Genomic DNA, 16028 nt, shown 5'->3' on the forward strand with positions numbered 1-16028 from the left:
GAAGGATATTCCTCCGTCAGCCGATCTCCTCGGTGAGTTCGAACCAGCGCAGCTCCAGCTCCTCGATCTCCGACTCCTGCGCGGCGATCGCCTTCATCTTCTCGCCGAGACCGGCGTAGTCGGCCTGGTCGTGATCGGCGAGGGCCCGCTTGGCCTGATCCACCTGCTGGCTCAGTTTCTGGATACGCCGCTCGAGCGCCGCCGCCTCTTTCTGCGCCGTGCGCAGCGCCGCACCGTCGAGCCCCTTCGCGGTCGCCGCGGCGGCGTTGTTCGCGGTGGCGGCGGCCGTCGCGCTCTGCTTGGTGGTCGAGGTCTCCTGGAGATGACGGAGTCGCAGGTACTCGTCGATGCCGCCGGGCAGATGCCGCAGGTGACCGTCGAGGATGGCGAACTGCTGGTCGGTGACGCGCTCCAGGAAGTAGCGGTCGTGACTCACGACCAGCAGGGTGCCCGACCAGTCGTCGAGGAGATCCTCGATCGCTGCGAGCATGTCGGTGTCCATGTCGTTGGTCGGCTCGTCGAGGATGAGCACGTTCGGCTGGTCGAGCAGCACGAGCAGCAGCTGCAGGCGTCGCTGCTGACCACCGGAGAGATCTTTGACGGGCGTGGAGAGCTGTGCGGACGAGAAGCCGAGTCGTTCCAGCAGCTGGCCGGGGGTCAGATCCTGCGCCTTGGAACCCGCGCCGAGCGTGTACGAGGTGCGCAGTCCCGAGATGACCACGCGCACCGGGTCGTTCCAGTGCTGCTCGAGCTCGTCGAGGCGCTGGGTGAGGGTCCGCACCTGCACGGTCTTCCCCCGCTTGACGCGCCCGGCGGTGGGTTCGACGGTGCCCGCGATGAGGCCGAGGAGGGTGGACTTGCCGGCGCCGTTGACGCCGAGGATGCCCGTGCGCTCCCCGGGGGCGATGCGCCATTCGACGTCCTTCAGCACGGTCTTCTCGCCGCGCCCGCCTCCCCCGGTCCCTGAGCCTCCCTGGGTCCCTGAGCTTGTCGAAGGGTACGTCACGCTGACGTCCAGCAGATCGACGACGTCCTTGCCGAGGCGCGAGACCGCGAGCGACTGCAGCGAGACCTTGTCACGGATCTCGGGCACGTCGGCGATGAGCTCGTTGGCGGCGTCGATGCGGAACTTGGGCTTGGCGGTGCGGGCCGGGGCGCCGCGGCGGAGCCAGGCGAGTTCCTTCTTGGCGAGGTTCTGCCGCTTCGCCTCGGTCGCCGCGGCCATCCGGTCGCGCTCGACGCGCTGCAGGATGTATGCCGCGTAGCCGCCCTCGAAAGGCTCGACGATGCGGTCGTGCACCTCCCAGGTCTCGGTGCAGATCTCGTCGAGGAACCAGCGGTCGTGTGTCACGACCAGGAGAGCTCCCGCGTTCGGCGACCAGCGCTTCTTGAGGTGTCCGGCCAGCCAGGTGACGGCCTCGACGTCCAGGTGGTTGGTGGGCTCGTCGAGGGCGATGACGTCCCAATCGCCGGTGAGGAGCTTCGCGAGCGAGACCCGGCGACGCTGACCGCCGCTGAGCGAGCCGATCTCCGCATCCCAGGGCAGATCGGCGAGCAGACCGTCGATGACGTCGCGGACGCGCGCGTCGCCGGCCCACTCGTATTCGGGCGTGTCCCCGACCACGGCGGCGCCGATGGTGAGGTCGTCGGGGAGGTTGTCGGCCTGGTCGAGCACGCCGATGCGGGTGCCGCCGCGGACGGTGACCCGTCCGGAGTCCGGCTGCTTCGTCCCGGCCAGCATGCCGAGGAGGCTCGACTTGCCGTCGCCGTTGCGGCCGACGATGCCGATGCGGTCCCCCTCTTCGATGCCGAGGGTCACGGAATCGAAGACGACCCTGGTCGGATACTCGAGATGGAGGGCCTCGGCCCCGAGAAGATGTGCCATATCCCTCCCAGGGTAGTCGCGCCGGGTCAGGCCGGCGGCGCGAGCTCAGACGAGCGACGGGGCGAACAGCTCGGGCAGCGCCGCGGTGAAGACCTCGAAGTGGCTGTACCAGACGGTGTGGGCCGCGCCGGGGATGCTGCGCACCGTCACTCCGTCGTGCTCGAACCGGCGGGCGTCCTCGTCGGCGACCCAGGCGCTGGGCTCGGCGCGCACCACGATCGAGCCCGGCGCGGCCGTCCAGTGGCCGTCCGCACCGCACGACACGGAGGCGGCGGTCGCAGGGTCGAAGCGCTCGGCGGCCCTGGCCTCCACGGCGGCGTCCTGGACCGAGTAGAAGGGCCGCAGCCGTCGGAGCTCGGTCGGCGACATCCGGGCGCGGCGATCGTGCTCGTACTGGGCGATGAGGTCCGCACGGTCGTGGCCGCCCTGCAGGGTGAGCGCCGCATCGACGTAGACCGCGAGACCGGGATCGAGGCGCGGCGCCGCGGCGGCGAGCACGGTCGCGCCGAAGGAGTGGCCGAGGGCGACGGCCAGGCGGTTGCAGCCGTCGAGGGAGGTCGTGCTCGCGGGAGGGAGTGCCGACGGCAGCGCCTGTGCCAGCGTCTCGACGACAGCGTCCGCCGCCGTCTCGATCGTGAGCCCCGGATCGCGGGCCGACAGCCCATGCCCCGGCAGATCGAGCGCGAGGACGCGGAATCCGCGTTCGACGAGCAACGGGACCACACGGTGCCAGCTCTCGGCGGATCCCATCATCCCGTGCAGCAGCACGGCGACGCGGTCGCCCTCCCCGGCTTCGATGACGTTCAGGAGCACCGGGCCAGTCAACCATGGCCGTTATCGTTTCGTGATCGGACTTTCGGCCAGACTCTCTCGAATCTTTGTTCGAATGTCGGTGGTCGGTGATGGACTGTGGTCATGACAGCACTGCTCGACGCGACCGACTCCCAGATGGCGATGCTCGCCGATCTGGTCGCCGGGCTCGAAGCTGCCGAGAAGACTCTGAGCAGCATGCAGGCGGCGCGCGACGGCCTCCTCGCGATGGCCGGGCGGCTGGCCGTCGAGATCGCCCGCGACGCGCGTGACCCCGATGGGGGCGACATGGCGATCCGCTCGGTGGCCGCCGAGATCGGGGCCGCGCAACGGGTCAGCGACCGGACGATCGAGCGGCGGATGTCCGATGCTTCCTGGCTGGTCGATCGCTTCCCCGCCGTGTGGGCGGCGCAGGGTCAGGGGCGCATCAGCGCCGCCCACTCGCGCCTGATCGTCGACGCCGGCGCGCACCTGGACGACAAGGCCGACCGCGAGCGTTTCGCCGCCGAAGCGATCGCCCTGGCCGAGAGCGAGTCACCCCATCGACTCCGGCGGCTCGTCCGTCGCCTCGCGGAACGGTTCCAGGAGCGGACGATCACCGAACGCCATCGAACCGCCCGCCGACAGCGCCGCGTCTGGATCACGGAACTCGACGACGGGATGGCCGATCTCCGTATGCGCGGTCCGGCGGCTCTGGTGCACGGCATGTACGATCGCCTGTCGCAGATGGCCCACGCAGTGCAGAAGGAGAACACGCAGCGCGCGAAGGCTGCCGCACGCGACGGCGGCGCCGATGCCGCGCCGCGCGATGAGCGGACGATCGATCAGCTGCGGGCTGACCTGCTGGCCGACCTGGTGCTCACCGGATCGCCCAGCGGGCACGACACGGCAGACGGCCTGCTCGGAGCGATCCAGGCGCGGATCGAGATCACGGTTCCCGCGTTCGCCCTCATGACCGACGACGGTGCGGCCGGTACGGAAACGCCCGCTGAACTCGACGGAGTGGCACCGATGGACGCCGAGACGGCACGCCGCTTCGCCGGCGCCGCGTCCGGATGGAACCGGCTGCTCACGCATCCGATCAGCGGAGCGGTGCTCGCGGTCGATCGCTACCGCCCCAGCGAAGAACTGCGTCGGCACCTCCGAGCCCGAGATCAACACTGCCGCTTCCCCGGGTGCGGGATCGCGGCGCGGAAGTGCGACCTCGATCACAACCACGACGCGGCGACCGGCGGCCCGACCGTCCACACGAATCTGTCCACGTTCTGTCGCAGGCACCACATGCTCAAGCACCACTCCCCCTGGCACGTCACGCAGTGGAAGGGCGGAGTGCTGGAGTGGACGAGTCCGACCGGACGCGTGTACATCGACCACCCGCCGCCCCCGAACACGGTCGTCTTCACTGATTCCGAGCCCTCTCCGTTCTGAGCCCCGCCGACGCCCCGCGCCAGCTACCGACGCCCCGCGCGGTCCCCGATAGAGTGGCGTCATGTCGAGTCCCGAGTCAGACAGAGCAGGGGTTGCCGGTCCCACCGCCAGCCCCCTGAACCACTAGTCGCGCCTCCCGCCGTCCGCGCGGGAGCCTGCTCGGCGAATCCGGGCACTGGCCGTGGTGACGAGAAGACCCCTTCTTGATCCTTCACCTCGGAGTACTCGATGCCTCACACCCTCTATCTGCTCGCCCTCGCGGTCTTCGTCATGGGCACCTCGGAATTCATGCTCGCGGGACTCCTCCCCGCCATCTCGACCGAGCTCGACGTCACGCTCGGCGCCGCCGGGCTGCTCACCTCTGCCTTCGCCGTCGGCATGATCGTCGGCGCACCCGCCATGGCGGCGTTCGCACGCCGTTGGCCGCCGCGGCTGGCCCTGATCCTCTGCCTGCTCGTGTTCGCGGTGGCGCACGTGATCGGCGCGATCACGCCGTCCTTCGATGTGCTCCTCCTCACACGGGTGGTCAGCGCCGTGGCGAACGCCGGCTTCCTCGCGGTCGCCCTGACCACAGCCACGGCGCTGGTGCCGTCCGACCGGAAGGGACGCGCCCTGTCGATCCTGCTCTCCGGAACGACCGTCGCGACCGTCGCCGGGGTTCCGGCCGGAGCGCTGCTCGGCACGGCGATGGGCTGGCGGGCGACGTTCTGGGCGATCGCCGCTCTGGGCGTCCTCGCGCTTCTCGGCCTCGCGCGGGGCATCTCGCACGACCGCAGCGACGCCGGCCACACGGGCACCGCGTCCCCGCCGCTCGGGGCGGAGTTGCGGATCCTGGCGACGCCGCGCCTCCTCCTCACGATGGTGGTCGGGGCGCTCATCAACGGAGGAACGTTCGCCGCCTTCACCTTCCTCGCCCCGGTCGTGACCGGGGTCGCCGGGCTCGGCGAGGCGTGGATCTCAGGGGCGCTGGTCCTGTTCGGCGCCGGATCCTTCCTCGGCGTCACGGTCGCCGGCCGCCTCTCCGACCGTCGGCCGGGGGCGGTGCTCGCGGTCGGCGGCCCGCTGCTGCTCGCGAGCTGGATCGTAGCGAGCACCGTCGCGGCGCACCCCGTCGCGCTGCTGGCGTCGGTCTTCGTGCAGGGCGTCCTGTCCTTCGGCGTCGGCAGCACCGTCATCGCACGCGTGCTGTACGCCGCCTCCGGTGCCCCGACGATGGGCGGCTCCTACGCGACGGCGGCACTGAACACCGGCGCCGCCCTCGGTCCGGTGCTCGGAGCTCTCGCGCTCGCCGACGGGGCGGGGCCCCTCGCGCCGTTCAGCGTCGCCGCCGCGCTCACGGCGAGCGCGCTCCTGCTGCTGGTGTTCCGACGCACGCTCGCGCCGACAGCATGAGACGAGCCGTCCGGACCCGAGGGTCCGGACGGCTCGTCCGTCAGAGCGGCGCTGTGCCGCGCGATGCTGCGACTGTTACTGGTACGACTTCACGATCTCGAGAAGGCTCGGGACGTTGGCGTAGGCCTCGGCCGCGTTCTCCTTGGTCACGATGACCGGGGGCAGCAGGTAGGCCGGGACGACCTTCTTGCCGTTGTCGTACTGGTCCTCGTCGTTGACGTCGACCTCCTCGCCCTTCTGGAGCTGGCCGACCATCTTGATGGCCTGCTCCACGAGCAGCGCGGTGTCCTTGTTGATCGTGGAGTACTGGACGCCCTCCATGATCGACTTCACGGACTCGACCTCGGAGTCCTGACCGGTGACGACCGGCACGGGCTTTCCGGCCTGCTGCGCCGACGTGATGATGGCGCGAGCGAGCGTGTCGTTCGGGGACAGGACGCCGTCGAGCGTCTCCGAGCCGTAGCTGGACGTGAGGATCGAGTCCATGCGACGCTGGGCGTTCTCCGGCTTCCAGCCCTCGGTCGCCGTCTGGGAGATCTCGGTCTGGCCGGAGACGACCTTCAGCGTGCCGTCGTCGATCTTCGGCTGCAGCACCTCCATCGCCCCGTTGAAGAACACGGCCGAGTTGGCGTCGTCGGGCGAGCCCGAGAACAGCTCGACGTTGTACGGCGCCTCGTGGCCTGCGCGCTCGGCGAGACCGTCGAGCAGCGCCTGGCCCTGGAGCTTGCCGACCTCGAAGTTGTCGAAGGCGACGTAGTAGTCCACGGCGTCGGTGTTCTCGATCAGGCGGTCGTACGCGATGACCGCGACGCCGGCGTCACGGGCGGCCTCGACCTGTGTGGTCAGCTGCTTGCCGTCCTTGGCACCGATGATGATGACCTTGGCGCCACCGGTGACCATGGCCTGGATCTGGTTCTGCTGCTCGGCGACGGTGTTGCTGGCCGGGGCGTACTGCACGTCCGCCTTGAAGCCGGCCTCCTCGAGACCGTCGGTGAACAGCTGACCGGCCAGGACCCAGTTCTCCGAGGTCTTGTCCGGGAGGGCGACACCGATCGTCGCGTCGGCGGCGAAGCCCTTGGCCTCGTCCCCCGATCCCGAGCCGGTGTCACCGCCGCGCTCCGAGGAGCAGCCGGTGAGGGCGAAGGCGCCCGCGACGACAAGCGCTGTCGCCGACAGAAGGATCTTCTTCATGTGATCTCTTTCTCTGGTGTGTGAAGTCTCGACGCGTGTGCGGTGCGCGACTCGACCCCTACTTTCCGCGCGTCTCTTCGACGGCGGGGGCTTCGTACTTCTGACTGGTGGGATAGTTCGCCTTGGTCGGGTCGAACGTGTCGGTCGCCGGATCCTGCTTGCGACCGAGGCGGCGGGTGAGGAATCCGATGATCGAGGGGCGGCCCTGCTGCTTGTTCCAGACGTCGACACCGACAGCGAACAGCAGCACGAGACCCTTGATCATCGACACCACGTCGGCTCCGGCGCCGAGCAGCGCGAGACCGTTGTTCAGGAACGCCATCACGAGACCACCGATGATCGATCCGATCACCGTGCCGATGCCGCCGGAGACGGCGGCGCCACCGATGAATACGGAGGCGATCGCGTCGAGCTCCCAGCCGTTGCCGTCCTGCGGTCCGGATGCCGTGGCTCGGGCGACGTAGATCATGCCGGCGAGCGAGGCGAGCACGGACATGTTCATCATCACGAAGAAGTCGACCCAGCGGTCCTTCACACCCGACAGGCGCGCCGCCTGGCGGTTGCCGCCGACCGCGTAGATGTGGCGGCCGAAGACGGTGTTGTTCGTGATGAACGAGTACAGGATGACGAGGGCGAGGAGGATGACGCCCGAGATCGGGAAGCTCGTCCCCTCGCGTCCCGTGGCGAAGAGCCATCCGGCGACGAGGATGACGGCCGAGATCAGCACGACCTTCGTCACGCTCACCCACAGCGGCGCCATGTCGGCGCCCATGCGGCGCTGGATGCGGCGGGTGCGGATCTCCCAGAACACGATCCACGCGGCACCGGCGAGCGCCAGCAGCATGGTCGGGATGTTGAACGGCAGCGGCAGGGCGATCTCCGGCAGGTAACCGGCGCCGATCACCTTGAAGCCCTCGGGCACGGGGACGGACTGCGAGTCGCCGACCCACTGGTTCGCCCCGCGGAAGAACAGCATGCCCGCGAGGGTCACGATGAACGCGGGCACCCCGACGTAGGCGACCCAGAACCCCTGCCAGGCGCCCACGAGCACGCCGACGCCCAGGCCGAGCAGCACTCCGAGCGGCCAGGGGAGGTTCCAGTCGGCCATGGCCTTCGCGACCACGATGCCGGTGAACGCGGCGACCGAGCCGACCGAGAGGTCGATGTGTCCCATGATGATGACCATCACCATGCCGATCGCGAGGATCAGGATGTAGGAGTACTGGTTGACGACGTTGATCAGGTTGCCCGAGGAGAGCGTCAGGCCGGTGCCCTTGACGATCCAGGTCAGCACCTGGAACACGACCAGGATCACGACGAGGCTGCCGAGGATGCCGAACTGACGGAGGGTCGACTGCCCTCCCCCGAACATCTTCGTGATGTCCTTGAAGTGGAAGCCGCGCTTCGCGGTCGTGGTGTCGGTGGTCATGCGGATGCTTTCTGGGTCGCGGAGGTCATGCTGCGCATGAGGTCCTCGGGTGTCGCCTGGTCGGCCGGGATGCAGTCGGTGACCCGACCTTCGAAGACGGTGTAGATGCGGTCGGAGATGCCGAGCAGCTCGGGCAGTTCGCTGGAGATGACGATGACGCCCTTGCCCTGCGCGGCGAGCTCGTTGATGATCGCGTAGATCTCGTACTTGGCGCCCACGTCGATGCCGCGGGTCGGCTCGTCGAGGATCAGCAGGTCGGGGTCGGTGAACATCCACTTCGCCAGCACGACCTTCTGCTGGTTGCCGCCGGACAGCTTGCCGACGCCCTCCTCGACCGACGGGGTCTTGATGCGCAGCGTCTTGCGGTAGGCCTCGGCGACCGCGAACTCCTCGCGGGAGTCGACCACGCCGCGCTTGGCGATCTTCGACAGCTTCGCCGCCACGATCGAGCGCTTGATCGTGTCGAGCAGGTTGAGCCCCAGCACCTTGCGGTCCTCGCTCACGTAGGCGAGACCGTGCTTGATCGCCGCGGAGACATCGTGCAGGGCGACCTCCTGGCCGTCCTTGATCATGGTGCCGGAGAGGAACGTGCCGTACGACCGACCGAAGATGCTCATCGCGAACTCGGTGCGCCCGGCCCCCATGAGACCGGCGATGCCGACGACCTCGCCGCGGCGGACGTTGATGCTCGATCCCTTGACGACCATGCGCTCGGGCACGGTCGGATGCTGCACCCACCAGTCCTTGACCTCGAAGAACACCTCGCCGATCTCGGGCGTGCGATCCGGGTAGCGGCTCTCGAGCGAGCGACCGACCATGCCGCGGATGATGCGGTCCTCGTTGATCTCACCGCGCGAGATGTCGAGCGTCTCGACCGTGCGGCCGTCGCGGATGATCGTGATCTCGTCGGCGATCTGCTCGATCTCGTTGAGCTTGTGGCTGATCATGATCGACGCGATGCCCTTGGCCTTGAGTCCGAGGATCAGGTCGAGCAGGTGCTGCGAGTCGTTCTCGTTGAGGGCCGCGGTCGGCTCATCGAGGATGAGGAGCCGGACGTCTTTGTTGAGCGCCTTCGCGATCTCGATCAGCTGCTGCTTTCCGACGCCGAGGGTCTTGATCTGCACGTCCGGGTCCTCGCTGAGGCCCACACGGGCGAGCAGCTCGATCGTCCGCTCCTTCTGCGCCTGCCAGTCGATGCGCCCCAGGTGCTGGATCTCGTTGCCGAGGAAGATGTTCTCGGTGATCGAGAGCTCCGGGATCAGCGCGAGCTCCTGGTGGATGATCGCGATCCCCGCCTGCTCGCTGGCGACGATGTCCTTGAAGCGCTGCTCCTCGCCGTACAGCAGGATCTCTCCGTCATACGTCCCGTAGGGGTACACCCCGGACAGGACCTTCATCAGCGTCGATTTCCCCGCACCGTTCTCGCCGCAGATCGCATGGATCTCGCCGGCGCGGACGGTGATGGAGACGTCGGCGAGCGCCTTGACACCCGGGAACTCCTTGGTGATGCGACGCATCTCCAGGATCGGGCCAGACACGGTAGGCAACGTTGCTGTGGTGCTCACGGATCTTCCTCGCGACGTGCGGTCACCTTCGATGTGACCGTTCACATCGATATATCGTCGTCTTCCCGACGGACTCTGTCAAGTCCGCGGGATCTTTTCGTGTCGCGACCGTGATGAGACGGCGCCGCTAGCGCGCGGCGGCCGACTCGCGCGCACGCAGGATCGTCTGCAGCGGACCGAACTCCGGCACCCGCTCCCCGCGGATCTGCGCGAGCAGGATGCGCACGGCGCGACGCCCCAGCTCGGGGAAGTCCTGATGGACCGTGCTGAGGGTCGGCGCCACATGCGCGGCGACGGGGATGTCGTCGAAGCCGATCACGCTCACGTCATGCGGCACCCGCAGCCCGGAGTCCCGGAAGCCGTGCATGAGTCCGATGGCCATCAGATCGTTCGCGGCGAACACGGCGGTGAAGTCGCGGCGGAGGGCGAGCTCCTTGCCGGCGAAGTAGCCGAAGTCGGCCGTCCAGTCCCCACGGATGGGCGGGAAGGTCGGCAGGTCGGCCTCGCGCAGACCGTCGAGGTAGCCGCGCATGCGCGACTCCGCCTCGATCCAGTCCTGCGGTCCCGCCAGGTGCAGGATGTCGCTGTGGCCGAGGGAGATGAGGTGCTCCGTTGCCGCCTTGGCTCCGGCGACCTGGTCGGCGGAGAGGCTGACGCCGTCGGATCCGGACGCGGTCTGCAGCGTCACGAAGGGCATGTCCACCGACATGCCGCGCAGGACATGGAAGACCCGGACCTGCGGCGCGAGCACGACGATGCCGTCCACCTGCTCACGGGAGAGCTGCCGCACGGCGTTGCCGATCGCCTCGGGGGTCGTGGCGGCCAGGTTCAGCGTCGAGACGGAATAGCCCTCCTCGCGGGCGGCGTCCTCGATGCCGGCGATGGACGACGTGGGACCGAACTCGCCGATCGTGGCGGACAGGATGCCCAGCATGTTCGACTTGCTGGTGACCAGCGCGCGGGCCGCGAGGTTGGGGCGGTAGTCGAGCACCGCGATCGCGTCGAGCACCTTCGCCTTGGTCTCCGGCCGGATGCTCGGGTGGTCGTTCAGCACACGCGAGACGGTCTGGTGCGACACCCCGGCCAGGCGGGCGACGTCGCGGATGCTCGGCAGACGGGCGCGTTCGGAGGCGGTGGACATCGTCATCCTCCTCGCGTGTGCACGGTCACATCCTCACTTCATTATGTCGGCCGCCGCGCGCGCATGCACCTCCGGGAGTGCGCGCTGCACTCCGGATGACGGGAAAGGGCCTCAGGCGATGATGCGGGCGCCGGGCACGGGGCCGTGCACATGCAGCGGGTCCAGGCCGGTCTCGCGCAGTGCGGACTGGACGTCCTGCGCCGTCTCCGGGTCCGCGCAGAGCAGCGCGACCGTGGGGCCGGAGCCCGACACGATGCCCTGCAGCGCTCCCGCCGCGACTCCCTGCCGGATCGTCTCGGCGAGGTCGGGCCGCTCATGGAGGGCCGCGACCTGCAGATCGTTCTCCAACGCGTCGGCGAGCTGCATCGGGTCCCCCGACCGCAGCGCCTGCAGCACCGGGATCGGCACGTCGAGCGACAGCGGCGGGTCGTCGGCGAGCGCCCCCTGCTCCTCGCGGAGCAGATCGAGGCGCTCGTACACCACGGGCGTGGACAGTCCCCGCTCGTTGGGCACCAGGATCCAGTCGAAGCGACCGCGCGCGAGCGCCGGGTTGAGCTGATCCCCGCGCCCCGTGCCGACCGCCGTACCGCCGTGCAGGGCGAACGGCACGTCCGCTCCGAGCCGGGCGGCGAGATCGTGCAGCCGGGCGGGCGACAGACCCGTGCCCCACAGCGCATCGCACGCGACCAGCGCGGCCGCGGCATCCGCCGATCCCCCGCCCATGCCGCCGGCGACCGGGACGCTCTTGCGGATCTCGAGCGCCACACCGCCCCGATGCTCCACGGCGGTCGCCAGCAGCTTGGCGGCGCGCATCGCGAGGTTGCGGTCGTCGAGCGGGACCTCGCCGTTGTCCTCCACCCCGGAGACGGTCACCGAGAAGTCGTCGGCGGGGCGCGCGATCACGTCCTCGTACAGCGACACCGCCTGGAAGACGGTCGCCAGCGAGTGATAGCCGTCCTCGTGCCGACCGCCCACGCCCAGGTAGACGTTGATCTTCCCTGGTGCGCGCACATGCACGGATCCGGTCGAGGCGGCGAGGCTCATGAGCGGGTCACAGCTCCGAGGACTTCGCCCACAGGTTCACGTCGATGCCGCCGGACAGCTCGTCGATCCTGGCGAGCTCCTCCGCCGTGAAGGCGGGTCCGTTCACGGCCGCGATGTTCTCGTCGAGCTGTTCCGGACGCGACGCGCCGATCAGCGCCGAGGCGACGACCGGGCTGCGCAGCGTCCACTGCAGGGCGAGCTGCGCCAGAGACTGACCGCGCCCCTGCGCGACCTCGTTGAGCCCGCGCAGGGTCTGCACGGCCTCGTCGGTGAGCTTGCCGTCCGGGAGGGAGCCGCGCTTCTGCGCCCGCTCCGCCGTGCCGTCGCCGAGATACTTGTCCGTGAGGAGGCCCTGGGCGAGCGGGGTGAAGGCGATGGCGCCGAGGCCCGACTGCTCGAGGGTGTCGGTCAGACCGTCCTCGATCCAGCGATTCAGGATCGAGTACGCCGGCTGGTGGATCACGAGCGGCGTGCCGAGGTCCTTCGCGACGGCCACGGCCTCCGCGGTGCGCTCCGCGCTGTACGAGGAGATGCCGACGTAGAGGGCCTTGCCCTGACGCACAAGCGTGTCGAGAGCGCCGACGGTCTCCGCGATCGGGGTCACCGGATCGACGCGGTGGGAGTAGAAGATGTCGACGTAGTCGAGGCCCATGCGCGTCAGCGACTGCTCGGCGCTGGCGAGGATGTACTTGCGGCTCGCGAAGTCGCCGTACGGGCCGGGCCACATGTCCCAGCCGGCCTTCGACGAGATGATCAGCTCGTCACGATAGGGCCGCAGGTCCTCCGCGAAGATGCGTCCGAAGTTCTTCTCGGCCGAGCCGTAGGGCGGGCCGTAGTTGTTCGCGAGGTCGAAGTGCGTGATGCCGCGATCGAACGCGTGGCGCAGCAGTGCGCGCTGGTTGTCGAGCGGGATGTTGTCGCCGAAGTTCCACCACAGCCCGAGCGAGATCGGGGGCAGGTACAGGCCGGAGGTGCCGACCTGGCGGTAGGCGAACTCGCTGTAGCGGCCTTCGTCGGCGGCGTACGGACGGTGCAGCTCGGGGACATCGGGGCGGAAGCGCGGGGAGTCGGTCACGGTGCCAGATTAGCCGCTGACGCCGGAACCCTCGATCGCCGTTGCGTGCCGGGCGATCCGCTGGTAGTCGTCGACCGTGAGGTCCTCCCCGCGCGCAGTGGGTGCCACCCCTGCGGCGGTCAGCACCTCGGTCGCCGCGGCGGAGCTGCCGAAGATCCCGGACAGCGCCTGACGAAGCATCTTGCGGCGCTGGTTGAAGGCGGCATCGACGATCTGGAACGTGCGACGCCTCTCCTGCTCCGACCCCCGCTCGCCCTCGGAGCGGTCGAAGCCGACGAGCAGGCTGTCGACGTTGGGGACCGGCCAGAACACCTGGCGGGACACCGTGCCGGAGAGCTTCCACTCCCCGTACCAGGCGGCCTTCACGCTCGGCGAGCCGTAGATCTTCGACCCCGGCTTCGCGGCGAGCCGCTCCGCGACCTCGGCCTGGACCATGACCACGCCGCGCTTCAGGTAGGCGAAGTTCTCGAGGAAGTGCAGCAGCACCGGCACCGAGACGTTGTACGGCAGGTTGGCGACGAGGACCGTCGGTTCCCCCGGCAGCTCCGTGATGCGCAGCGCGTCCGCGTCGACGACCGTCAGGCGGTCGGCCTCGACCCCGTGCTCCGCGGCGGTCTGCGGCAGACGTGCGGCCAGCCGGTGGTCGATCTCGACCGCCGTGACCGCGGCACCGGTCTCCAGGATCGCCAAGGTGAGCGAGCCGAGTCCCGGACCGACCTCGACGACGCGCTCACCGGGCTGCACGCGCGCGGCCTGCACGATCTTGCGGACGGTGTTCGCGTCGGTGACGAAGTTCTGGCCGAGCTTCTTCGTCGGGGTGACGTCGAGCTCGGCGGCGAGGCGGCGGATCTCGGTGGCGCCGAGCAGGGTGACGGTCATCCGTCCATTCTCGCCTACTCCGGACCGGTCCCCCGCGTCGGCCGTTCTCAGTAGTCTTCTCTGGTGCCCTCCCTCGGTGAACTCGTCGCGCCCCGCCGCATGGGCCGCGACTTCCGCTGGCTGCTCGCGTCATCGTGGACGAGCAACGTCGGCGACGGTGTGGCGCTCGCCGCCGCTCCCCTGCTCATCGCGTCGATGACGTCGTCGCCGATCCTCGTCGCCTCCGGCGCCATCCTCCAGTTCCTGCCCTGGCTGCTGTTCGGCCTGCACGCGGGGGCGATCGCGGATCGCTTCGACCGGCGCCGCCTCGTCATGGTCGCGAACGCCGCGCGCGCCGTCGTGCTCGCCGCGCTCTGCGTCTTCCTCGTGACCGGCACGGCCAACATCTGGATCGTGCTGGCCGTCGCTTTCCTGTACGGAACCGCGGAGGTGTTCGTCGACACCGCGGGGAGCACGCTGCTGCCCATGCTCGTGAAGCCGGCCGATCTCGGCATCGGGAACGCGCGTCTGCAGGCCGGCTATCTCGTGGCGAACCAGTTCGCAGGTCCGCCGCTGGGTGCGTTCCTCTTCGCCGCCGGGAGCGCGTGGCCGTTCCTCGTCGAGGTGCTGTGCGTGACGCTCGCGGTCGTGCTGATCTCCCGCATGGCGCGCACGCCGGTCCCGCCGCGCGACACCGCGACGCACCCGCCGGTGCACACGGACATCGCCGAGGGGCTGCGGTGGCTGTGGCGCAACCCGCCGGTGCGGATGCTCGTGATCATCATCCTCGTGTTCAACGTCACGTGGGCGGCCCCCTGGGGCGTGCTCGTGCTGTACGCCACCGAGCACCTGCACATGGGAGCCGTCGGCTACGGAGCGCTCACGACGGCCTCGGCGGCGGGCGGCATCCTCGCGACGCTCAGCTTCGGCTGGTTGGAGCGGCACGTCTCCTTCGCGACGCTCATGCGCATCGTGCTCTCGCTGGAGGTGCTCATGCACCTCGCCTTCGCCCTCACCACGGCGGGCTGGGTCGCGCTGATCATCATGTTCTTCTTCGGCGCCTACGCGTTCGTGTGGGGCACGATCTCCACGACCGTCCGACAGCGTCTCGTCCCCGCGGAGCTGCAGGGTCGCGTCGCCTCCGTCAACATGGTGGGCGTGTTCGGCGGAATGGTGATCGGGCAGGCGCTCGGCGGCGTGATCGCGCAGCTGTGGGGCCTCACCGCGCCGTGGTGGTTCGCGTTCGGCGGCGCCGCGATCACGCTGCTGCTGGTGTGGAAGCCGATCTCGCAGATCGTCAGCGCGAGGCCCGTGGCGGAGCCCGACGCGGAGGTTCAGCGGAACGAGCCGTAGACCCGGAGGGTGTTCGCGGCGAGCTGGGCGGACAGCTCGTCGACCTCGATGCCGAGCTCGGCCGCCATGAAGCGCACCGCGATCGGGACGAGGTACGGCGCGTTCGGGCGGCCCCGCAGCGGGACAGGGGTGAGGAACGGCGCGTCCGTCTCGACGAGGATGCGGTCCAGCGGGGTGACCTTGAGCGCATCGCGCAGGTTCTGCGCGTTCTTGAACGTCACGTTCCCCGCGAAGGAGAGGTGGTAACCGGCATCGGCGCAGATGCGGGCCATCGCGTCGTCGCCCGAGAAGCAGTGGAACACCGTGCGCTCCGGGGCGCCGACGCGGGCGAGCGTCTCCAGCACCGCCTCGTGCGCATCGCGGTCGTGGATCTGCATCGCGATGCCGTGCTTCTTGGCGAGCGCGATGTGAGCCTCAAACGAGGCGAACTGCGGTGCCCGGCGCTCCGGCTCGGTGCGGAAGAAGTCGAGTCCCGTCTCGCCGATCGCCCGCGTGCGCGGGTGCGCGGCGAGCTCGTCGATGACCGCGATGGCCTCGTCGAGCCGGCCCTCCTCCGCGTAGGTCGGAGCGTCGTTCGGGTGGATGGCGACGGCGGCGAGCACGCGCGGATCGGATGCGGCGGCCTCGACCGCCCAGCGGGACGACTCGATGTCGCCGGACGCCTGTACCACGCCGGCGATCCCGACGGCCTCCGCGCGGTCGAGCTGCTCGGTGAGGCTCAGCGGCTCTTCGCCGTCGATGATCTCCAGATGCGCGTGGTTGTCGTACACCGGGACGGTCAGCGGCTCGGGGGCGGCGGGATACCTCAGGTCCTTGCGGCCGTCACCGTCGCGGCGCTGCACATACGTACCCGACAT

The 16028-nt window shown here is 69.4% G+C and carries 13 protein-coding genes; 3 read left to right on the top strand and 10 right to left on the bottom strand.

The annotated features are described in order from the left end of the window. Positions 1 to 16 precede the first annotated feature (16 nt). Together CSX12_RS12690 and CSX12_RS12695 are read right to left on the bottom strand one after the other, a co-directional pair. On the bottom strand, positions 17 to 1885 hold the full coding sequence (locus tag CSX12_RS12690) for an ABC-F family ATP-binding cassette domain-containing protein (protein WP_124896019.1): 1869 nt from the start codon (positions 1883 to 1885) through the stop codon (positions 17 to 19). Positions 1886 to 1930: 45 nt separating this feature from the next. Further along, positions 1931 to 2698, bottom strand: coding sequence for an alpha/beta fold hydrolase (locus tag CSX12_RS12695; RefSeq protein ID WP_124896020.1), 768 nt, complete (start codon positions 2696 to 2698; stop codon positions 1931 to 1933). 102 nt (positions 2699 to 2800) lie between these two features. Between CSX12_RS12695 and CSX12_RS12700 the strand changes: the two genes are divergently transcribed. Next, positions 2801 to 4123 carry an HNH endonuclease signature motif containing protein gene (locus tag CSX12_RS12700; protein ID WP_124896021.1) on the top strand — a complete coding sequence of 441 codons (1323 nt, stop codon included), beginning with the start codon at positions 2801 to 2803 and terminating at the stop codon, positions 4121 to 4123. A gap of 228 nt (positions 4124 to 4351) precedes the next feature. Next, positions 4352 to 5515 carry a Cmx/CmrA family chloramphenicol efflux MFS transporter gene (locus CSX12_RS12705; RefSeq protein WP_124896022.1) on the top strand — a complete coding sequence of 388 codons (1164 nt, stop codon included), beginning with the start codon at positions 4352 to 4354 and terminating at the stop codon, positions 5513 to 5515. Positions 5516 to 5590: 75 nt separating this feature from the next. On the opposite strand, the gene CSX12_RS12710 is transcribed toward CSX12_RS12705, so the two are convergent. From CSX12_RS12710 to rsmA, 7 genes are all read right to left on the bottom strand, one after another. Continuing rightward, positions 5591 to 6706 carry a sugar-binding protein gene (locus CSX12_RS12710; protein WP_124896023.1) on the bottom strand — a complete coding sequence of 372 codons (1116 nt, stop codon included), beginning with the start codon at positions 6704 to 6706 and terminating at the stop codon, positions 5591 to 5593. Positions 6707 to 6764: 58 nt separating this feature from the next. Beyond that, a complete protein-coding gene (gene mmsB, locus CSX12_RS12715; protein WP_017202582.1) occupies positions 6765 to 8135 on the bottom strand; it encodes a multiple monosaccharide ABC transporter permease in 1371 nt (456 codons plus the stop codon). After that, positions 8132 to 9652, bottom strand: coding sequence for a multiple monosaccharide ABC transporter ATP-binding protein (mmsA, locus tag CSX12_RS12720; RefSeq protein ID WP_270366338.1), 1521 nt, complete (start codon positions 9650 to 9652; stop codon positions 8132 to 8134). Before mmsA ends, mmsB begins: the two co-directional genes overlap by 4 nt. Positions 9653 to 9827: 175 nt before the next feature. Beyond that, positions 9828 to 10841, bottom strand: coding sequence for a LacI family DNA-binding transcriptional regulator (locus CSX12_RS12725; RefSeq protein ID WP_241160456.1), 1014 nt, complete (start codon positions 10839 to 10841; stop codon positions 9828 to 9830). 111 nt (positions 10842 to 10952) lie between these two features. Further along, positions 10953 to 11885, bottom strand: a complete 933-nt coding sequence (locus CSX12_RS12730) for a 4-(cytidine 5'-diphospho)-2-C-methyl-D-erythritol kinase (RefSeq protein ID WP_017202585.1) — start codon at positions 11883 to 11885, stop codon at positions 10953 to 10955. A 7-nt stretch (positions 11886 to 11892) separates the two neighbouring features. Beyond that, entirely contained in the window at positions 11893 to 12960 is a 1068-nt protein-coding gene (mgrA, locus tag CSX12_RS12735; protein ID WP_124896025.1) for an L-glyceraldehyde 3-phosphate reductase, read from the bottom strand. A 9-nt stretch (positions 12961 to 12969) separates the two neighbouring features. After that, entirely contained in the window at positions 12970 to 13839 is an 870-nt protein-coding gene (rsmA, locus tag CSX12_RS12740; protein WP_017202587.1) for a 16S rRNA (adenine(1518)-N(6)/adenine(1519)-N(6))-dimethyltransferase RsmA, read from the bottom strand. A gap of 63 nt (positions 13840 to 13902) precedes the next feature. Between rsmA and CSX12_RS12745 the strand changes: the two genes are divergently transcribed. Then, entirely contained in the window at positions 13903 to 15171 is a 1269-nt protein-coding gene (locus tag CSX12_RS12745; protein ID WP_241160457.1) for an MFS transporter, read from the top strand. Here CSX12_RS12745 and CSX12_RS12750 read toward each other — a convergent pair. After that, positions 15153 to 16028, bottom strand: a complete 876-nt coding sequence (locus CSX12_RS12750) for a TatD family hydrolase (RefSeq protein WP_124896026.1) — start codon at positions 16026 to 16028, stop codon at positions 15153 to 15155. The genes CSX12_RS12745 and CSX12_RS12750 overlap by 19 nt on opposite strands.

It is taken from the genome of Microbacterium sp. Y-01, from assembly GCF_003856715.1.
GTDB classification, from domain to species: domain Bacteria; phylum Actinomycetota; class Actinomycetes; order Actinomycetales; family Microbacteriaceae; genus Microbacterium; species Microbacterium algeriense.